Below are 20347 nucleotides of genomic sequence, written 5' to 3' on the forward strand. Positions count from 1 at the left end.
GTGGCGCGGACTGGATGTCAGTGACTCATGGAGCCGTCGGCCCCGGCGTGGTGCTGAGGTCACGGTTGACGATGCGCCCGCCGTACGCCTCGGCATAGTCGTAGGCGTAGCCGAGGAGCTCTGCCTCGCTCCACTTCTCGTCCAGCATGATGAGGTTGAAGGGCTTGCCACTGGCATAGGCGCCGTCAGGTACGACGACCCCGGGCAGCTGCGAGACGTTGATCTCCGAGACGGTGCTCGCGGCGACGCTGCCGCCGAAGATCGGCCCGACCTCGGCGACCTGCTGCGGGAAGACCAGCGCGTCGAGGTCGTGCGCCTCCATCACCTCGCCGAAGATCCGCAGGTAGTTGTCACGGTTGGCGAGGAAGGGAGCCAGGTCGAGCGGCGTGCTGAGCCCGGTGACCATGTTGTTGATGCGCGTGTCGCCCTCGAAGCCGTTGGCGTCGGCCCAGGTGTTGAGCTCCTCGATGGAGTGGACCGCAGCGCTCGGGCCCAGCCGCCCGAGGTACTGCTGGATCGCCCAGCTGTTGCCGCCACCGGTCGACCCTCCTGCGGTGCGCAGCGCGCTGAACCCCGAACCCGCGAACGGGTCCTCGACCACGGTCGCGCCCTGCTCCTCCAGGTGGGCGACTGCCTCGGCATAGAGCTCGGCGGTCTCCGGCGACAGCACGGAGTTGTTGCCGACCCGCCACCCGGCGCCGTACAGACCGATGCGTTTGCCCTCGAGCGCGTGCGTGGAGAGCTGCGAGGTGTAGCCGCCCGCGGGCACGACCGCGCCCTCGGTCTTCGGGTCCTCAGCGCTGTAGCCGGCCAGGACGTCCATCATGATGGCGGCGTCCTCGACGCTCTTGGCGAGCGGGCCGAGCACGTCGCGGGTGAGGCCCTGGAGCGGGAAGTTGCCGGTGCTCGGCACCAGCCCGAAGGTCGGCTTGACGGCGTACAGGCTCTGGGCGGAGCCGGGGTTCTGGATCGACCCGCCGGTCTCCTCCGCCATGCCCGCGACGGCGAAGTCGCCCGCCACCGACGTGGCGGAGCCGCTCGACGAGCCGCCCGGCGCCCAGCCCTGGTTGAGGGCGTTGTAGGTCGGGCCGTAGGCACTGTTGTTCGCGTTGGAGCCGCTGCCGGCCAGGATGGGCAGGTTCGTCTTGCCGATGATGATGGCGCCCGCATCGCGCAGGCGCTTGACCGCCGGGGCGTCGGCCTCCGGCACCAGCGAGACGCCGCCGCTGATGGGGGAGGTCAGCGGCCAGCCGGACGTGGTGGGCATGCCCTTCACGTCCATCGAGTCCTTGATGACGATCGGCACTCCCTCGAGCGGCCCGACGTCCTTCCTCGACTTCTTCCGGCGCGCGTCGGAGGCGGCGGCGTCGGCCAAGGCGTTCGGGTTCATCTGGGTGAACGCGTTGTAGTAGGGCTCGTAGATGTCGATCCGCGCCAGGTAGGCCTTGGTGAGGTCGACCGAGGTGTACTTGCCGGTCTCCAGCGCCTTCAGTGTCTCGGTGATGGTGAAGGTGGTGGGGTCCGCGGTGGCGAGGTTGCCCCAGCCGCCGCCGACCGGATCCTTGGTCGAGATGACCGGAGCGGCGGACACGCTGCCGGTCGTGGTGGCGGTCAGGACGGTGGTGGCCAGGAGGGCACCGACGGCGAGCCCGGCGGTCCGTGCTCGATGCGTCTGCGAAGTGATTCTCATCAGCTGTTCTCGATTCTCAGGGGGAGACGCCACAGGGGTGAGAGGGCGTCGTTCCGGAACCTAGGGATGAGTTGTTTCCCGCCGATTGCCGCCGGATATCGGGCTGTCGCCGACTTTTCGCCCGCGCGCTCGGGTCACGAGGCTGCCGCGTGTTCGCCGTGGACGAACAGCGGCATCCTGCGGAACACGAACCCTGCTTGTGGCAGTTGAGCCAACATGACCCACGTTTCCGACAGCGATGACACCGTGTCCCACAGCCGCCTCCCCGTCCTGTTCGTGTCCGACCTCGTCGTGCTTCCGGGCATGGTGGTCCCGCTCGAGCTCGACGAGTCCTCCCAGGCCGCCATCGACGCCGCGCGCGCCAGCAGCGGCGGCCGGCTCCTCGTCGCCCCGCGGCTCGATGACCGCTACGCGTCGTACGGCGTGATCGCGTCCGTCGACCGGGTCGGCCGCTTCAGCGGCGGCAGTCCCGCGGCCGTGCTCAAGGCCGAGTGGCGCGGCCGGATCGGCACCGGTGTGACCGGACCCGGTGCGGCGCTGTGGGTCGAGGTCGAGCCGGTCGACGACCACGTCACCGACCGTGCCCGCGAGCTCGCGGAGGACTACAAGAGGCTGGTCGTCGCCGTGCTCCAGCGGCGCGAGGCCTGGCAGGTCATCGACTCGGTCCACCAGATGACCGACCCCAGCGCGATCGCCGACGCGGCCGGCTATGCGCCCTACCTGTCCGTCGACCGCAAGCGGGAGCTGCTCGAGAACCCCGACGTCGAGTCGCGCCTCGAGGCCCTGATCGGCTGGACGCGCGACCACCTCGCCGAGGCGGAGCTCACCGACAAGATCGGCGAGGACGTCCGGGAGGGCATGGAGAAGAGCCAGCGGGAGTTCCTGCTGCGCCAGCAGCTCGCCGCGATCCGCAAGGAGCTCGGCGAGGGCGAGCCCGAGGGTGCCGACGACTACCGCGGCCGCGTCGAGGCCGCCGACGTCCCGGACGCGGTGCGCGAGGCTCTGCTGCGCGAGGTCGACAAGCTCGAGCGCGCCAGCGACCAGAGCCCCGAGACCGCGTGGATCCGGACGTGGCTCGACACCGTGCTCGAGCTGCCCTGGAACGTCACCACCGAGGACTCCGCCGACGTGGTCGCGGCCCGCGCCGTGCTCGACGCGGACCACCACGGCCTCGACGAGGTCAAGGAGCGGATCGTGGAGTACCTCGCCGTCCGCAGCCGTCGTGCCGAGCGGGGGCTGCAGGTCGTCGGCGGGCGTGGCTCCGGCGCTGTGGTCCTGCTCGCCGGTCCGCCCGGAGTCGGCAAGACCTCGCTCGGTGAGTCGGTGGCGCGCACGCTCGGTCGGAAGTTCGTCCGCGTCGCCCTGGGCGGCGTACGCGACGAGGCCGAGATCCGCGGACACCGCAGGACGTACGTCGGCGCGCTCCCGGGCCGGATCGTGCGGGCGATCAAGGAGGCCGGCTCGATGAACCCGGTCGTCCTGCTCGACGAGGTCGACAAGGTCGGCGCGGACTACCGGGGCGACCCGGCCGCGGCGCTGCTCGAGGTGCTCGACCCGGCGCAGAACCACACGTTCCGCGACCACTACCTCGAGCTCGACCTGGACCTCTCCGACGTGCTCTTCATCGCCACCGCCAACGTGATCGAGCAGATCCCATCGGCGCTGCTGGACCGGATGGAGCTGGTCACCCTCGACGGCTACACCGAGGACGACAAGGTCGCGATCGCGCGCGACTTCCTGCTGCCGCGACAGCTCGAGCGGGCCGCGCTGACCGCCGACGAGGTCACGATCTCCGACGCGGCGCTGCGCGAGATCGCGGCCAACTACACCCGCGAGGCCGGCGTACGCCAGATGGAGCGCTTCCTCGCCAAGGCGCTGCGCAAGGCGGCCACCCGATTGGCCACCGGATCCGAGCGGGTCGACATCGACCTCGCCGACCTGAAGGAGCTCGTGGGGCGGCCACGGTTCACCCCGGAGGCCCCCGAACGCACGTCGGTCCCGGGCGTCGCCACCGGGCTCGCCGTCACCGGGCTCGGCGGTGACGTGCTCTTCATCGAGGCGTCCGCGCACGAGGGTCCAGCGGGACTGACACTGACCGGTCACCTCGGCGACGTGATGAAGGAGTCGGCGCAGATCGCGCTGACCTTCGTCCGCTCGCACGCTGCAGAGCTCGGCGTCGACCCGGCGTTCTTCGACCGGGCGATCCACGTGCACGTGCCCGCCGGGGCGACGCCGAAGGACGGCCCGTCCGCCGGCATCACGATGGTGACCGCCTTGACCTCGCTCGCGGCCGGCCGGCCCGTGCGATCCGAGGTGGGCATGACCGGGGAGGTCACCCTCAATGGCCGGGTGCTCCCGATCGGCGGGCTGAAGCAGAAGCTGCTCGCCGCCCAGCGCCACGGGCTGACCGAGGTGTTCGTCCCGCTGCGCAACGAGCCGGACCTGGACGACGTCCCCGCCGACGTGCTCGAGGCGTTGACCGTGCACGTGGTGGGCGACGTGCTCGACGTGGTCCGGGGTGCCCTGTCCATCGAGACCGCGGCGACGGTGGCTGCCTGACTTCTGTGCTGCCGCGCTATCCGTGAGCGAGGCTCGGGGCGGGCGCCTGGACGGCCTCCGCAGCGTCGATCAGCTCCGCGACCCGGCCGACCAGCTCGGACAGCGCAAATGGCTTGCTGAGGACGCCATCGGCACCAGCGGAGCGACAAGCGTCTACGTGCTCCCGTCCCGAGTACCCGCTGGTCACCAGGATGCCGCCGTGAAATCCGCCAGCTCGCATCTGCGCGGTGACGACCGTGCCATCCATGTCGGGCAAGCCTCGGTCCACCGTCACCACGTCGATGTGTCGTGACCGCGTGATCTGGACTGCCTGTGCGCCTGACCTGACGACGACGACGTCGAGCCCGACGCGGCGCAAGGCAAGCTCCATGACCTGGATCAGGTCAGGCTCGTCTTCGACGAGCAGCACGGTTCGAGGCACTCCCCGACGTTACAATCCCGATCCACAATACGTACACAAAACGGTAAAGCCGACTCCGCTGTGACGAGAACCGTGAGCAAGTCCGCGCGACGGTACGGCAACTAGGATCGCGCCTGTGCGCCTGATGTCGTTGGTACTCGGCTACCTGCTGAAGAAGGCGGGACTCTTCGGGGCGCTCGTGTTGTCCTTGTTCCTCGCCTATCTGCTCATCCAGGCCTTGGTCCCAGCTCTCCGGGAAGCCGTGGCAGACCGGGATCGACTGCAACGGGTGGCTGACGAGCGAGCAGCTCTCGAGGAGGATCTCGAGGAGCTGAGAAGCGCCGCCGCGGAAGAGCAGAGCAGAGCGGTCGCGTTGCTGCAGGGCAAGATCGACGACGAGATCCAGGACGGGCGCCGCAACGTCGCTGAGAAGAAGGCGGAGGTCGAGCGGCTGCGTGACGACCAGGAGGAGGTCTGCGGCTTCGTCCAGGATCTGATCGATCTGGTGACACCCGGCAGCGCGTGCAAGACCGCTGAGCTGGCGGTCGAGAAGGCGGACGAAGCGCTGGACACTTTCGAACGAACCCTCGGCCAGGCTGAGGAGGACGCCGCTGTCCTTCGCGACCCCGCCCTGACCCCTCAACAGAAGCTCGATCGCCTTGGCGAAGGCGGCGACCAGTCCATCGTCGAGAGGGAGATCGACAACAAGGAGTCGGAGCTGGGCCAGAAGAAGGCCGAAGAGCAGAGCTTGGAGGAAGCCCAGGCCTCCGGGGTGGGATGGGTGGTCAACCAGTGGGCCCGGTCGTGGAAGTGGTTGGCTGCCATCGCTCTGCTCGTGCTGGTCCTGCCGGGGGCACTGCGCACCGTCAGCTACTTCCTGCTGATGCCGGTGGTGAGTCGGGTGCACAGGCCGATCCACCTGGCGGCTGGGTCTGAGAACGCTGGTGCCGACCTTCGCACCAGCCCTGCCCAGCGGACTCTCACGGTCGAGCTCGCCGCCGGTCAGGTGCTGTTCGCGCGATCGGAACATGTTCGTCCGGTCCAGGGGAAGGTCCGCAGCCAAGTTCTCTACGACTGGAGGTCGCCGTTCATCAGCTATGCAGCCGGGCTCTACGGACTGAGTCGCATCACCGGCGACGAGGGTGTCACCTCGGCGACGCTGGCAACGCCCAATGACCCGAACTCGTACCTGATGCGCATCGACTTCACAGACCACCCGGGCCTGGTGATGCATCCCAAGCACGTCGTCGGCGTCATCGGCACGCCGGAGCTGGAGACGCGTTGGCGGTGGGGCATCCAGTCCTTTGCGACATGGCAGCTGCGCTACATCATGTTCGCCGGCAGCGGCAGCCTGATCGTCCAAGGGAGCGGCGATGTCAAGAGGGAGGACCCGGGGGGCAGGTCCATGAGGATCGAACAGAACCTGGTGATGGGCTTCGACTCTCGCCTGACCGTGGGTGTCAATCGGACCGAGGTGTTCTTGCCGTACCTGTGGGGCAGGACACCACTGGTGGACGACGAGTTCACCGGTCTCCATCCGCTCTTCTGGCAGAAGTCCAGCGCCGACGGGCCCAGCAACCCGATCGCAAAGACGTTCGGCGCCGTGTTCTCAGCGGTCGGCAAGCTGTTGGGCTTCTAGAGCACGGTCAGTCCAACAGCTGCGGCGCGACGGCGATCGAGCGCAGCCGTCCGGTCGAGATGCGCTGGAGCTCGCCCGTCCGGAACTGCCAAGACACCAGGGACCTCTCCTCACCAATGCCGTTGCGATGGAAAGCCAGCGGACCGACCACCATCAGCACCGTGTCCTCGTCGAGGAACCCCAGCACGGTCAGGCCCCCGTTGTCGCTGTAGAGGGAGTTTCGGTCCTTGATGGGGGCGTAGGCGATGATCTTCCCGGTCCGCGGGTCCACGACGACCGGGCCGCTGCGGAAGGACTGCAGACTCCCCGCCGTGCAGGCGACCATGCCATGGGCCGCCACCATCCGTTCGCACTGGACGAAGGGGGATCGGTCGATGACGCGATCGCCGGCCCACGTCACCAGCCGGGTCATGCGAAACGCGTTCTCGTAGACCGGCCCGTCCGGGTCGATGCCGAACGCATAGCTGCGGAAGGGCGCTTCGCGATGGGATCCGTCGAGTGCGACCAGCCACGTCCAGACGGTGTCGAAGACGAAGAAGCCGTCATCTCTCGGCTGCCACACCACGCTGGGCGGGGCGTCCCGGCGTCCGCTGAACCGCGGCGGCCACGGGATCGTGGACTCGTCACCCGTCGTCGCGTCGATGACCCGGATCCCCGCCTCGAGGGCCACGGCGACGCGAGTGCCGTCCGACGAGATGGCGGGCCGGGCGAAGTCGGTGACGCCGAACACGGTGTGCTGGGCCGGCGGCACCGGCGCGAGGCGCCACGTGCCGTCGGTGTCCAGCAGGCGAAGACCCGCCGCGTCGCGCATGGCAGCGACGATCCCCGACATCGGCTGCGCCAGCAGGGTGGGTCCGTGCGCTGACCTCAGGTCGATCTGCTCGGGCAGCCTCGTCCGCCGCAACGGGAGGGTCTCGATGCTGGCCGGATCCCAGACGGGCTGCGTCGCCGGGTCCCAGCGGGTGGGACCGGGTGCGCTGGGGCTGGGCGAGTCGGACGTGACCTGCGCCGCTCGGGGTACGTCACTCTCGGTGGGCAGAGCCTCGCCGGAGCAGCCCACGAGGAGTGCGACCACCACGAGCAGGGTCGCGACGTGGCGTCCGGCGGTCAGGCGGCGGGTCGTCTCACTCACTGGTGGTCAGCACCCCCGCGCCGACCGGTCCCGCCAGCTCGACGCTCCAGTACTGGTACTTCGCCGCTGCAGGAATGTCGAGGACGCGAAGCAACCGCGCGCTGTCGGGACGCCAGGCCACGATGCCGTCAGGTGTCTCGATCAGCATCGTCTCGGGATCGAACCAGTTGTAGAACTTCACGATTCCGGCGCGGTTGTCGAATGCCAACCGCGCCTCCACCTCGAGGCTGGTGGCGTCGACCACGACGACCTCGACTCGACGGAAGTCACGCGGGCGTGGTTGGTGATGGACCGCGAACCGGCCGTCGATGGGGGCCACGCCCCACAGGCGCTGGAGATCCCTGCCGAGCCCGGGCAGCTCCAGCCGGCCGCGAGGGACCAGCGCGCCTCCTCGATGCTCCACGAGCTCGGCCTCACCGATGCGAGTGCGGCGCAGCGAATAGGCCCTGTCGTCCGGTGCGATGCCGACCTGCCACAAGCGGTACGGCAGCTCGGAGATCTCCAGGTCGGGCACACTCACGCGCTGGGTGCGCCCACGGCTCCCGACGTAGCCGTTGGACACGACGAAGGCCCGGCTGTCGGACAACCAGCGGATCTCCGCGACCCAGTCGGTGCCGGTGTCGACCAGACGGTGGTTTCCCCTCGAGAGATCGAGCAGGACCACGCCTGCGCGTGACCCGCTGGCCCACCAACGGCCGTCCGGGGACAGCTCCCCGGCGCCATAGGTGTCACTGCCGGGCCGCGCCTCGGGGGGCAGGTCGAGCTCGTCCATCCGGAGGCTTCGCCAGCGTCCGTCGGAGCCGAAGAAGAGGAGAGTCTCGCTGGCCCAGCCCTGCGCCGTGAAGGACCCGATCACCTCCGGTGGGTGGTAGACCACGAGCGCGCGTCCCGGCGGGTCCGTCAACAGCGAGGGGAAGTCAGCACGTTCGGGCACGGAGCGCGGGAGACGGGTACGAAGACGGGGCAGTTCGCCGAGGCCCGAGTCCAGGAGCCGCTGGGGCTTCGGGAGGGCTGGGTCCGCCGCTCGGTCGGAGCGGACCGGTGGGGGATCCACCCGCGGCTCGTTGCTGAGGTTGCAGCCGGAAACAAGGGCGAGCACTGAGCACGTCAGCACGCCCAAGCACGTACGACGCCTCTGGCTGCTCCTGCGAACCGTCACGGCAACCGCACCGACTCGTTGACGCCCACCTGGAGCGAGTCGGTGGCCGACTCGCAGCGGAGAGCGGCGGTGAGGCAGCGCACGAGTCGCGAGGATCCGTCTCCGGCAGGCACGGAGAGGAGGAAGTCGTCGTCGTCGAGCCAGTGCACCTCCGTGAATCGAGGGACGCTATCCAGCGGGGTGTCGGACAACGGTGCGGCCTCTGTGGTCGCGAGGTCGACCACGCGGAGGTCGGTGGTGATCCCGGTGGTGCCGTCGGGGGAGACGCTGAACAGGTCCGGCACGCAATCGGCTCCGACGGGAGTGATCTCGCCGGTGCTGGCGATGCGTACGGCCTCCGCGCAGCTCCCGCTACGACGAACCCCGATGTCGGTGCCCGCGTCGAAGACGCCGGGTAACCCGTGCAGGGCGATGGGCTGCTCGCCGACTCGCCAGAGGTAGTAGTCCTGCTGGCCACGGGCCGAGTAGATGATGCCCTGCGACGTCCAGGAGAGCAGGACCTCCGCCGCCTCCGGCATCTCGCCGACCGGGGCGCCGGTGGACTTGTCGATCACCTGGTCGCCGTTGGTGAAGTAGCGACCATCAGGAGAGACCACGGCCTCATGTGCCGCGCCCTCGACCGCGGTGCTGGTCTGCATGTCGGTGGTGGCGCCGTCGTCCTCGACCAGCACGAAGCGGGTGCTGGCCAGGACCCCTTGCGCGTTGTTCTCCTCCACGAAGACGATCAGGCCTGCCACGGTCTGGCCGATGATCGCGGCGTCTGCGACGTCCAGCTCGGTCACCGCTCCGCCGGGGAGGTGGATGGTGGTTCCCGCCAGGTAGGCGACTTCGGGAGCGGCGCCGCGAGGGAGGGCGGCTGCCCATTCCGCCAGTGCCTGCTTGTCTGCCGTACGTGCAGGTCCGCTCGTCGCGGGGACGCCCGGCTCGTTGCCAGTGGTCGGGCCCGGGGACCTCAGCCCGGTCGCGGTGACGCCGGCGACGAGCACGGCGGCACCGACACCGGCCGAGACGGCGTACCGGGTCCGGCGCCTCCTGCTCTCCCGCCGCCCTTCGGCCACGACGCGATGGCTCAGGCCGGCAGCTGGGGCTACCCGTGGTTCCTGGATGCGGAACTGCTGCCTGAGAACCTTTTCGAAGTCTTCATCGACGCTCAACGTCGGCTCCTTCGGCGGGTGCTCGGTAGGTGTCGTGGAGGCGTGCTCGCAACGTGGCGAGCCCGCGCGATGCGTGTCGCTTCACCGATCCCGCCGAGCATCCGAGGGCATCGGCGATCTGTTGTTCGCTGAGGTCCTCGTAGTAGCGAAGGACGACGACGGCGCGTTGCTGTCGGGGAAGCGCGGCGAGCTGGGGGAAGAGGGACAGGTGGTCGTCGTGGTCACGGACGGGCGCGGCGTGGTCACGGATCTCCGCGACGTGCGCGACGTCCTTGGCGCGTGCCGGCCCGCGGCGGTACGACTCCCGCACCAGGATGCGGCGGACGTACGCGTCGCGCTTGTGCTCGTCGCGCAGCCGGGACCAATGGACGTACGCCTTGACCAACGTCGCTTGGACGAGGTCCTCGGCTGCCGCGGAGTCGCCGGAACACAGGAAGACCGCAGTGCGCAGCAGCGCGGCGCTCCGCGTCTCCATGTATCGCGTGAACTCCTCGTCCCGAGCCGTCACCCAGCAGTCCTCCCGTCAACGATCGGATCCTCACCACTCAGAGCCGTAGGATCCTCGTTCGGTTGACCGTGGTCGCAATAATCTTTCGCGGTCAAGACCACCGATGACCAGCCCGTGGCGGCACGATGCGGGTCAGGGCTCGAGCGGGCCGGACGGAACCGGAGCAATGGCGCCACCGTCCCACGCGACGAGGCGCCGATCCAGGACCTCGAGGCGAAGGGAGCGAGAGTCGTGGTGAGCACTCGACGTCTGTGGTCTGCACGACTGGAGTCCCGGCCTGAGGTCGAGTACGCCGTGCCCAACGAGCTCGTGGACGCCTCGTGAGGCCGCGGATGGGCTTCAGCGGAAGTCGATGAGCAGCATGTCGGTGCCCGTGCTTACGGCGGGCAGCGGCACTGCTCGAGTCGTTCCGGGTTGCACCTGTCGCACGGCGATAGATCTGGGCCTTGTGGACCGTTCGGCCTCGCTGACGAGGCCTGCTGGCTCCTTGCGCACAGCTGTGATCCGCCGTCACCTCGGGACGTCGCGGAACCATGCCGCCCTGTCGAGGGGGTCGGGGCCGCGGCGGCGCCGTCGCGGCGGCTGCCCGCGTACGGGGGCATGGTGGTCCAGGCTGGTCACCAGCACGCCCTCGCCGCCGGTGAGGTCGGGCAACCTCGACGCGACGTCCGGCACGACCTCCGACGGCAGGTGCCCGACCAGGCGCGTGTAGCCACGGTCGGTCGAGGTCTCCAACAGGCTCGCGCCGAGCCGGCCCAGCAGCGCCGTGACCACCGGGTACGCAGGCGTGGGCAGGTCAAGCTCGAACCGGTCGACTGGGCGGCACACGCGGGTGCGTGCCTCGTGGAGCGCGGCGGCGAGGACCACTGGCGCGAGGTGGCGGAAGTCGGCAGCGACCGTCGACATGGACTTGTCGAACTTCTGGTGCGGCCGGCTCTGCCGCGGGTAGTAGGCCGAGGCCGTCATCGTGACCACGCAGTCGGTGACCTCCCAACCGTGCGGGCCCTGCCGCAGTCCGGCGCGCACCCCGTCCTCGGTCGCCGCGACGAAGGCCGGCGGCAGGTTGCCGCGCTCGACGCCGGGGGAGAACTCGACGCCGTGCCCCACCGGCGCCATCTCGACCCGCAGGGCGAGCCCGGCGAGGTAGGGGTTGCCGCCGGTTCCGATGCGGTCGCCCGACGCGCCTACCCCGAGCACCCGCTCAAGGCAGACCGTCGAGGTGTCGAGGAAGCGCACGGCGACGCCGTACCGCTCCTCGAGCAGGGCGGCCAGCACCTCTTTCTGCACCTCGCCGTGCAGGCTCACGGCCGCCTCGCCGTCCACCTTGTCGAGCCGCAGGTCGATGAGCGGGTCCTCGTCGGCGAGCTCGGCGAGGCCCGCGTAGAGCGCCGTACGGCGGGTCGGGTCGACCGGCTCGACGAGGGCCTGCAGCGAGGCAGGGGTGAACCGGTGCTCCCGGCGCGACGGCGGCCGGCCCACGGCGTCGCCGATCCGTGCCGACGGGCCGCGGACGACGGCGATCTGGCCCGCGCCTGCCACTCCCGGGCGAAGGCCGTCCGGCGTCGACACCGCCACCTCGGTCACCCGGGCCGGCTCCGCGGCGCCGAACGCCACCCGGTCGCGGACGCGCAGGTCGCCAGACCACACCCGCACCCACGCCCGGCGTCCGCGCTCGTCGCGGTCGACGGCGAAGACTGTGGCCGCTTGCTCGTGTGGCGGCGGCGAGAGCCGGGGGAGCAGCGTGACCAAGGCGTCTCGAAGCAGCGGCAGCCCGGCTCCAGTGGTGGCCGAGCCGCACAGCACTGGTGTCAGCGCCCCGGTCCTCAGCCCTCGGCGCAGGGCCGCGAGGGCAGCTGCACCGCTGACCGGACGGTCCGAGGCCCAGTCGTCGAGCACCCGGTCGTCGCCCTCGGCGAGTGCCACCACCACGTCCTCGCGCGTCAACGGCACGGCGGTCACCCGGGCGTCCCGGGCGCCGGCGCCGTGCGCCTGCGCCAGGACAACGACGTTCGGCGTGAGGCGGCGGCGTACTTGCTCGAGGACGCCCTCCATGTCGGCGCCGGAGCGGTCGACCTTGTTCACGAACATGACGGTCGGCACGCCAATCCGCTGGAGCGCCCGCCAGATCACCAACGTCTGCGGCTGGACGCCCTCCACCGAGGACAGCACGAGGACGGCCGCGTCGAGGACACCGAGCGAGCGCTCGACCTCGGCGATGAAGTCGGGGTGGCCGGGAGTGTCGAGGAGGTTGACGACCACGTCGTCGAGCGCGAACGAGGTCACGGCAGCCCGGATGGTGATGCCGCGACGACGCTCGAGGTCGAGCGAGTCGGTGCGGGTTGTCCCGGCATCGACGCTACCGGGCGCCTCGATGGCGCCTGCCTCGAACAGCAGGCGTTCGGTCAGGCTGGTCTTGCCGGCGTCAACATGGGCGACGATGCCGAGGTTGAGGGTGGGCGGGGGCGAGGTCACAGGGCAGCTCCACGGCTGGACGGAAAGAGGTCCGGGGCGTGGTGGCTGCTCGCATGTCTGCTCCTGGGTCGTGGCCGCTCGGCCGGGCGTGGGAACGACGATCGCACGACAACCTCGTACCGCGCACTCGCTTTCCGTGGCAGCGCCCCGCCCTCCGACGTCAGCTTGCGGACATCGAACGGATCGCATGAGGGTGGTTTGACCACCGCTCGGACGATGGCGAGTGGCAGGGCTAGTCGGTCTGTGCCCATCCAGCGACCGGGAGCGACAGATAGACCCCGACGCTCAGTGGACCCATTGCATCGAGGATCGCATCGCGTAGTCGTTCGCACCGTTCGTGCCGGTCTTCAGCCCGGGTGGCGAACCACTTCGATCGCACCTCGATCAACAGATCAAGATCAGCACTGTCATAGGGGCTGCGTTGCTGGAAGCGGATCACCACGTCACCTGGACGCAGATCGCCGTCGAAGGGCTCCTCTGGACACTCGACCGCAAGTGACACGGCGTGAGGGAGCATCGCGGCAAGTGTCCGAAGCTCGTCCTGCGTTATCGGTGATTGGTAGGCGACGTCGACGATCGGCACGAGCTCACGGTAGTCACCCGGCGACCTCGACTCAGCGCGCTTCTGACTCCTGACGCTGCAGCGTCGAGTGATCAGGCGCCGTGGTGGTTACCTCCACCGGCTTCTCCACCGGCGCAGCGTCCAGCTCCGGCAGCAGCCGATCCAGCCACCCTGGCAGCCACCAGTTCGCGATGCCCAGCAGCTTCATGGTGGCCGGGACGAGCACCAGGCGTACGACGGTCGCGTCGAGGAAGATCGCCGTGGCCAGTCCCACTCCCATCATCTTCACCACCGGGTCACTGCCCAGGACGAAGCCCGAGAAGACCGCCACCATGATCAGCGCGGCTGCGGTGATGGTGCGCCCGGTGCCGGCGATCCCCGCGATGACCGCGCGGGTGTTGTCGCCGTGGCGGCGGTACTCCTCGCGCACCCGCGACAACAGGAACACCTCGTAGTCCATGGAGAGACCGAACAGGATCGCGAACATGAACAGCGGGATGAACGACACGATCGGCACCGTTGACTCGACGCCGATCAGGCCGGCCGCCCAGCCCCACTGGAAGACCATGACGAGCACGCCGTAGGCCGCGCCGACGCTCAGCAGGTTCAGCACGACCGCCTTCAACGGCACCAGAACCGACCGGAACAGCACCATGAGCAGGAGGAACGACAACAGCAGCACGGCCACCACGAAGCGCAGCATCCGCTCCTGCACCCGGTCACCGAGGTCGGCGAAGGTGGCAGTCTGACCGCCGACGTGGGCGGTCGCCGCGGAGCCGTCCAGCACCGTCGGGAAGACCTCGCTGCGGAGCCTCGCGACAGTCTCCTGGGTGGCCTCGTCCTGGGGCGACGTGGTCGGCTGCGCCACCAGGGTCGCCACGCCTGCGGTGAGATCGATGGTCGGGTCGCCGACCGAGGTGATGCCCGGGTCGGCTGCGATCGCCGCGGCCAGCGGCGCCACGACGCTCAGCTGGTCCGATGTTCCGGCGCCCTGGGAGATGTCGACCGCGATCACCAGCGGCCCGTTGGCCCCGGGGCCGAAGCCGTCGGCGATCAGGTCGTACGCCCGGCGTTCGGTCCTCGACTCGGGCTTGGTCCCGTCGTCCGGGAATCCCAGGTTGAGCGCGAGAACCGGTGCGGCCAGGGCGATCATGAGGACCGCTCCGCCGGCGAGGTACGCCGTCGCGTTGCGGGTCACGTGAGCGCCCCACCGGTACCAGCCGGTGCTCGGCATGTGCGGCGTACGCCGGCGTCCGTTGATCCGGTGGCCCGCCAGCCCCAGAAGCGCCGGCAGCAAGGTGACCGAAGCGAGCACCATCACGAGCACCATCGCGGAGATGGCGACCCCACCACCGGTCACGAACGGGATTCCCGCGACGAGCAACCCGAGGATCGCCACGACGACCGTGCCCCCGGCGAAGATCACCGCCTGTCCCGCGGTTGCCAGGGCTCGGCCGGCCGCTTCGGCGACCGGCATCCCCAGCGCCAGGTGCTCGCGGTGCCGGGTGACCAGGAAGAGCGCGTAGTCGATACCGACGCCGAGCCCCACCATCGCCGCGAGCTGCGGCGCCCACGCCGGGATGTCGATCAGGTACGTCACCAGCTTCATCGAGGTGACGCCGATGACCAGACCGAACAGCGCCATCCCGATCGGCAACCCCATCGCGACGAAGGAGCCGAACGCGATCAGCAGGACGACCATCGCGACGACGATCCCCGCGACCTCGCCGAGCCCGGTGGGTGCTTCTTCGAACGCGAAGAACAGGTCGCCTCCGGTCTCCAGCGTCAGCGACGACTCGTCACGCAGGTCGGCGACGGCGTCCTTGAGGTTGTCCAGGTCGGAGGCATCGAGGTGCTCGATCGCGGGGTATTGCACGCGCACGAGTGCGATGTCGCCGTCGGGCGAGACGTTGCTGGTCGTCGTGAGCACGCGCGGGAGTGCCTCGAGAGCGGCCTCCACCGGCGCGAGCTGCGCCGCAGCGTCCTGTGCTTCGAGTACGACGTGGGCGGTGATGCCGCCCTCGTCAGCCTGGGCCTCGGCGAGCAGCTCCGCAGCTTGGTAGGAGTCGAGGCCGGGTGCCTCGAAGCTCTCCTCGAGATCGCGCCCGAAGGCGACGGAGGAAGTGATGACGACGAGCGCGAGAACGACCCAGGCGCCGATGGCCACCCAGGGCCGGGTGGCAGCAGACCGGCCGAGCCGGTAGAGGAGATTCGACATGCCTTCACGGTGGCCCGGCGGCGGGCGACGTACATCGGGCCCAGGAGTGGGGGATTCCTCGGCCGAAGGGACGAGAAGCGGCTCGTGCTTGTGCCCAGTACGACGAGCGTCACCGCTCTCTAGGGTGGAGACGTGTTCGCCGCCTTCATCCGCTCGGTCCTTGCCGAGCCCCGAGCCCCGGACCCGCCGGCGCGGGCGTGGTGGGACTGGGCTCTGGTCGGCGCCTTGCTGGTCACGGCAACGGGTGAGGCGATCCTCCGCCCCGACGTACCGATGCGGCCCTTGGCCACCGTGGTCGCGCTCCTGGTGATCCCGGTCCTGCTCTGGCGGCGTACGCATCCACTCCTGGCGACCGCGGTCGGCTTCGGCGGCGCGATGGTGCTGCACATCCCGGCCTTCGTCGAGGACGTCGTTGACGTGGGTCTGTACTCCATGGCCGGCATCATGTTGCTGCCGTACGCCTTGTACCGCTGGGCATCCGGCCCTGAGGCGCTGGTCGGCACGGCGATCGTCGCCGTGCCGGCCGGCCTGGGTCTCGCGACCAGCCAGACCCTCGGCGACGTGATCGGTGGCACCACCGTGCTGGTCGCGGTGTTCGCCCTCGGGGCCGCGATGCGCTACCGCGCGGTCGCGCGCCAGCGCGAGGTGCAGCAGGTCCGGATGCTCGAGCGCGGTGAGCTCGCCCGCGAGCTGCACGACACCGTCGCCCACCACGTGTCGGCCATCGCGATCCAGGCCCAGGCGGGGCGAGCGGTGGCAGCCACCGACCCGGCTTCGGCGGTCGAGGCGCTGGCAGTGATCGAGGCGGAGGCGTCGCGGACCTTGTACGAGATGCGCACGATGGTCCGGGTGCTCCGCGACAGCGAGGCGGCCGACTACGCGCCGCAGCGGGGCATCAGCGACCTGGACGAGCTGACCCGGATGAGCCCCGTGGTGCAGGTGCACCGCGGCGGCGACCTCGCTGGCCTGCCGCAACCGGTGGAGGTTGCGGTCTACCGGATCTGTCAGGAGTCGGTCACCAACGCGATACGACATTCGCTGAACGCCACGGCGGTCACCGTGGGGGTCACCGGCGACGACGGCGTCGTACGGTTGCGTGTGCACGACGACGGAGAAGCAGCCCGCCCCGCGACCACCGTGGGCTACGGCCTGCTCGGCATGGCAGAACGAGCCAAGCTGCTGGGCGGCGCCTGTCAGGCCGGGCCGGACCCGGCCGGCGGCTGGACCGTCGAGGCGACTCTCCCGCGGGAGGTGCCGCGATGACCATCCGGGTGGTGGTCGCCGACGACCAGCTCCTGGTCCGCACCGGGCTCACCATGATCCTCAACGCGCAGCCCGGGATCGAGGTCGTCGGCGAGGCAAAGGACGGTCACGAGGCGGTGGCCGTGGCACGTGAGCTGCGTCCCGACGTCTGCCTCTTCGACATCCGGATGCCCGGCATCGACGGCGTCGAGGCCACCCGCCAGCTCGCTGGCCCAGGCGTCGAGGACCCACTGGCCATCGTGATCATCACGACCTTCGACCTCGACGAGTACGTCCATGGCGCCCTCAAGGCCGGCGCCCGCGGCTTCCTCCTCAAGGGCGCCGGGCCCGAGCTGCTGGTCCAGGCGATCCACGCAGCCGCGAACGGCGAGGCGCTCATCTCACCCGACATCACCCGCCGCCTGCTCACCACGCTGGCTGGCCTGGAGCGCGCGACCCCGCCGACCCAGCCGATCGAACCGCTCACCGAACGCGAGGAAGAAGTGCTCCTCACCGTCGCCCGCGGCCGCACCAACGCCGAGATCGCCGACGAGCTGCACATCACCCTGAGCACCGTGAAGACCCATGTCGGCGCGTTGATGAACAAGCTCGGCGCCCGCAACCGCGTCGAGGTCGCGATGTGGGCGTACGAGACCGGGCGCGTCAAGGGATAAGGCCCAACGAGGTGCCGCGCCTGAGCTCGTTCAATCGCTGAGTGCCGTGATGCGGTGGCGCCCCCCGCGGCCACAGGGTCGTGGCAGCGAACACGCGGCCGTTCGTCGGGTGCACGGCGATGGCGGAGGAGGCCATGAACTTGCCCTTGTCCACGATGGGACGCGAGAGCCGTCGCCCGGCGAACGTGAACGAGTACACCCTTGCGATGTAGTCGGGCCAGTTCACGTCGTTCAGGATGTGCGCACGTCCGCGCCGAGGGTCGATGGCCACCTTCGGTAGTCCACGGTCGCGGCCACGGTCGGCGATCAGGACTCGCTCGGAACTCAAGAGCCGTCCCGAGCCGGCGTAGGAGCGGAGCGTGGCCCGGCGGCTGCCGGCTGACACGGCCAGCACGCGTCCCGAGGACGTCACCGCCAGCTCGCCGGAGGAGGTGGACTCTGGGTCTTGCCAGCCCGTCGCGAACCGCTGGTGACCTGCAGTGTCGAAGGAGGGCAGCCGCGTGCTCGACCCAGCGGCCAGCGTGTCAGCGGGCCTGCTGCTCGGCCACCCAGCTGGCGACCTGGGCTCGGGAGGTCATGCCGAGCTTCGTGAGGATGTGGTCGACGTGAGTCTCGGCCGTGCGCAGGGAGATGACGAGCCGCGCGGCGATCTCTCGGTTGGCCAGGCCCTCGGCGAGCAGCCCGGCGATCTCCCGCTCCCGGGGAGTCAGCCCGCCCGGTGCCTCGGACCCCGGGCGTGGCGCCTGGGTGGCGGCCCCTGCCTGGGATTCAGGGGCGTCGCCGTCCTCGCCCAGGGCGAGGGCCACGGCTTGCTCGAAGGAGTACGACGCACCGTCCGCGAATGCCTCCTCGAACCGGGTGGACTCGAACTTGGCGGACCCGAGGGCGGCGCGCAGGGCGACTTCGGACCGCCTGTCGAACACGCTGTACGCGGTCGTCTCGTCGACCTTCGCCCCGCTCGTCCGCCAGACGGCCTGGGACGCGCCGAGCAGCCGGGCCGCCCGCTCGTCGGGGGACGCGAAGGCAGCACACCAGGAGAGCGCCTGTACGCCGAAGCTGATGCCGGTCAGGTCCTTCATCGGTTGGAACAGCCGGATCGACTTCCGCAGTGCATGCGTCGCGGCGTCGAAGTTCCCGGCCTGCCACTGTGCGATGCCGACGGCCCAGAGCGCGTACGCCGTCGACGACTGAGCGCCGTGCTGCTCAGCCAGCGTCAACGCGCCCTGGCTGAACTCGTCGGCCCGGGGATCGTCGAGGAAGAACGTGCCAGCGGTGAGCAGGATCAACGTGTCGAACTCGCCCAGCGGGTCCCCGACCGTCCGGAACTCCCGGCGCGCCTGGTCCAGCAGCTCGATGGCGCCCGTCAGGTCGCCGCGGTAGAGCGCGGCCTGCCCCCGGCACTCCTTGATCCGTGCCCACAGCAGGTCGTCATCGAGCCTCGTGGCGATCTCCTCACACTCGGCGAGCAGCGTGGCGTTCCGCTCGAAGTCGGTGGCGAACATGGCCAGATAGCTCGCGGCCCACAGGCCGTAGGCGCGGCTGCGGGTCTGTTCAGTGGCCAGGTCGAGGGCGCGGGTCAGGTAGCGATACCCCTCCCTGAGGTAGCCCGCGAACCAGAAGTTCCACAGCGGCGCGGCGATGTCCAACGCCACGACCGCCTCGGTTCGGTGCGCGAGGCAGAAGTCCAGGGCTGCGCGGACGTTGCCCGACTCTCGGCGGAGCCGCATGAACCAGTCCGCTTGGTGCGGGCCGAAGCCCTCGGCTGCGAAACGCTGCGCCACCGACCGGTAGTGGTCACGGTGCCGAACGTGCAAAGCCTGCGCCGAGTCCTCGTCGAGTCGTTGGGCGCCGTACTGGCGGATGATCTCGAGCATCTCGTACCTGGCGGTGCTGCGCTCGGTGGCCAGGTGGCGCACGATGATCGATTTGCCCACCAGGCTCGCAATCAGGTTCAGGACCTCGGAGCGAGAGATCCCCTCGCCGCTGCAGACGTCCTCGGCGGCCTCGAGGTCGAAACCGCCGGAGAAGACCGAGAGGCGTGCCCACATCAGCTGTTCCTCGGCCGAGCACAGGTCGTAGCTCCACCCCACGGTCGCGTCCATCGCCTGCTGTCGTGCGGGCGCGGCACGTCGCTCGCTCGTGAGCAACCGGAACCGGTCCTCGAGCCGGTCCAGGATCTGTGTGGGCGAGAGGATCCGCAGCCACACCGCGGCCAGCTCGATCGCCAGCGGGATCCCCTCGACCCGCCGGCACAGCTCGATCACCGCGTCCCGGTTGGTCTCGGTGATGGCGAAATCGGGTGCGACGGCTCCTGCCCGGTCCAGGAACAAGCGCACCGACTCATAGTGGGTGGCGTCGCCGGCCAACACCTCGGTGGCCGGTACGGACAGGGGAGGCACTTGGAGGATCTGCTCGCCCTCGATGCCGAGGACGTGACGGCTGGTCGCCAGGATCCTCAGGTCTGGGGCCGCAGCCAGCAGCTTGCTGGCGAGCACCGCGCACGCCTCGGTCAGGTGCTCGCAGTTGTCCAGCACCACCAGCAGCTGCTTCTGCTCCAGGTGGGCGGCCAGGTCCGCGGCGGGGTCGAGCGATACCTGCCGCAGCTCCAGGGTGTTGGCCACCGTGTGCGGCAGCAGGTCGGGGTCCCTCAGCGCGGCCAGCTCGACGAACCACACCCCGTCGGGGAACGTACGCCGCACCTCCGCGGCGACCCGCATCGCCAATCGGGTCTTGCCCACGCCGCCCGGCCCGGTCAGGGTCAGCGTCCGGGTGCTCCCCAGCAGCCGCCTGGCATCCCGCAGCTCCCGGCGCCGGCCGACGAAGGTGGTCAGCTCGGCGGGCAGTGCTCCCCGACCAGCCGTCGTCGACCTCGTCCTCATGCGCGGCTCCTGCCGTCCTGCCCGAGGCAGCCTCGAGGTCGATGCTACCGAGCCGCTGG

The 20347-nt window shown here is 69.9% G+C and carries 15 protein-coding genes; 4 read left to right on the forward strand and 11 right to left on the reverse strand.

Translation table 11 applies throughout. The features are described from left to right. Positions 1–25: 25 nt before the first annotated feature. Positions 26–1690, reverse strand: a complete 1665-nt coding sequence (locus tag J3P44_RS17095; protein WP_255891668.1) for an amidase — start codon at positions 1688–1690, stop codon at positions 26–28. A 246-nt stretch (positions 1691–1936) separates the two neighbouring features. Here J3P44_RS17095 and lon point away from each other — a divergent pair, with 246 nt between their 5' ends. Continuing rightward, complete coding sequence (lon, locus tag J3P44_RS17100; RefSeq protein ID WP_255891669.1) at positions 1937–4249, forward strand: endopeptidase La; 2313 nt, start codon at positions 1937–1939, stop codon at positions 4247–4249. A gap of 16 nt (positions 4250–4265) precedes the next feature. Here the strand turns inward: lon and J3P44_RS17105 are convergent, their stop codons facing one another. Beyond that, positions 4266–4658 carry a response regulator gene (locus J3P44_RS17105; RefSeq protein ID WP_255891670.1) on the reverse strand — a complete coding sequence of 131 codons (393 nt, stop codon included), beginning with the start codon at positions 4656–4658 and terminating at the stop codon, positions 4266–4268. Between the two features lie 127 nt (positions 4659–4785). On the opposite strand from J3P44_RS17105, the gene J3P44_RS17110 reads away from it, so the two are divergent. Continuing rightward, positions 4786–6288, forward strand: coding sequence for a hypothetical protein (locus tag J3P44_RS17110; protein WP_255891671.1), 1503 nt, complete (start codon positions 4786–4788; stop codon positions 6286–6288). Positions 6289–6295: 7 nt separating this feature from the next. On the opposite strand, the gene J3P44_RS17115 is transcribed toward J3P44_RS17110, so the two are convergent. The 7 genes from J3P44_RS17115 to J3P44_RS17145 form a co-directional block, all read right to left on the reverse strand. Then, positions 6296–7420, reverse strand: coding sequence for a hypothetical protein (locus J3P44_RS17115; protein WP_255891672.1), 1125 nt, complete (start codon positions 7418–7420; stop codon positions 6296–6298). Next, on the reverse strand, positions 7413–8354 hold the full coding sequence (locus J3P44_RS17120; protein WP_255891673.1) for a hypothetical protein: 942 nt from the start codon (positions 8352–8354) through the stop codon (positions 7413–7415). Before J3P44_RS17120 ends, J3P44_RS17115 begins: the two co-directional genes overlap by 8 nt. A 221-nt stretch (positions 8355–8575) precedes the next feature. Then, positions 8576–9637, reverse strand: coding sequence for a hypothetical protein (locus tag J3P44_RS17125; protein WP_255891674.1), 1062 nt, complete (start codon positions 9635–9637; stop codon positions 8576–8578). A gap of 82 nt (positions 9638–9719) precedes the next feature. Further along, positions 9720–10241: a SigE family RNA polymerase sigma factor gene (locus J3P44_RS17130; RefSeq protein ID WP_255891675.1), complete on the reverse strand. Its 522-nt coding sequence runs from the start codon at positions 10239–10241 to the stop codon at positions 9720–9722. 510 nt (positions 10242–10751) lie between these two features. Continuing rightward, on the reverse strand, positions 10752–12713 hold the full coding sequence (locus J3P44_RS17135) for a GTP-binding protein (RefSeq protein ID WP_255891676.1): 1962 nt from the start codon (positions 12711–12713) through the stop codon (positions 10752–10754). 232 nt (positions 12714–12945) lie between these two features. Further along, positions 12946–13296 (reverse strand): hypothetical protein, encoded by a 351-nt coding sequence (locus tag J3P44_RS17140; RefSeq protein WP_255891677.1) that lies wholly within the window; start codon positions 13294–13296, stop codon positions 12946–12948. Positions 13297–13327: 31 nt separating this feature from the next. Then, on the reverse strand, positions 13328–15493 hold the full coding sequence (locus tag J3P44_RS17145) for an MMPL family transporter (protein ID WP_255891678.1): 2166 nt from the start codon (positions 15491–15493) through the stop codon (positions 13328–13330). Positions 15494–15625: 132 nt separating this feature from the next. Here J3P44_RS17145 and J3P44_RS17150 point away from each other — a divergent pair, with 132 nt between their 5' ends. Then, positions 15626–16756 carry a sensor histidine kinase gene (locus J3P44_RS17150; protein WP_255891679.1) on the forward strand — a complete coding sequence of 377 codons (1131 nt, stop codon included), beginning with the start codon at positions 15626–15628 and terminating at the stop codon, positions 16754–16756. Beyond that, positions 16753–17409, forward strand: a complete 657-nt coding sequence (locus J3P44_RS17155; RefSeq protein WP_255891680.1) for a response regulator — start codon at positions 16753–16755, stop codon at positions 17407–17409. Before J3P44_RS17150 ends, J3P44_RS17155 begins: the two co-directional genes overlap by 4 nt. Here the strand turns inward: J3P44_RS17155 and J3P44_RS17160 are convergent. Next, the gene (locus tag J3P44_RS17160; RefSeq protein WP_255891681.1) at positions 17399–17680 is read right to left on the reverse strand and encodes a hypothetical protein; all 282 of its coding nucleotides are present in this window, start codon (positions 17678–17680) and stop codon (positions 17399–17401) included. The genes J3P44_RS17155 and J3P44_RS17160 overlap by 11 nt on opposite strands. A gap of 253 nt (positions 17681–17933) precedes the next feature. Next, complete coding sequence (locus J3P44_RS17165) at positions 17934–20288, reverse strand: ATP-binding protein (RefSeq protein ID WP_255891682.1); 2355 nt, start codon at positions 20286–20288, stop codon at positions 17934–17936. Positions 20289–20347 lie beyond the last annotated feature (59 nt).

Origin of the sequence: Nocardioides astragali (assembly GCF_024436375.1) — a bacterium.
Taxonomy (GTDB): Bacteria; Actinomycetota; Actinomycetes; order Propionibacteriales; family Nocardioidaceae; genus Nocardioides; species Nocardioides astragali.

Coding starts and splice junctions, on each gene's coding strand:
- J3P44_RS17095 (WP_255891668.1), bottom strand. CDS start 1,690: ATGAGAATCACTTCGCAGACGCATCGAGCACGGACCGCCGGGCTCGCC.
- J3P44_RS17145 (WP_255891678.1), bottom strand. CDS start 15,493: ATGTCGAATCTCCTCTACCGGCTCGGCCGGTCTGCTGCCACCCGGCCC.
- J3P44_RS17155 (WP_255891680.1), top strand. CDS start 16,753: ATGACCATCCGGGTGGTGGTCGCCGACGACCAGCTCCTGGTCCGCACC.
- J3P44_RS17165 (WP_255891682.1), bottom strand. CDS start 20,288: ATGAGGACGAGGTCGACGACGGCTGGTCGGGGAGCACTGCCCGCCGAG.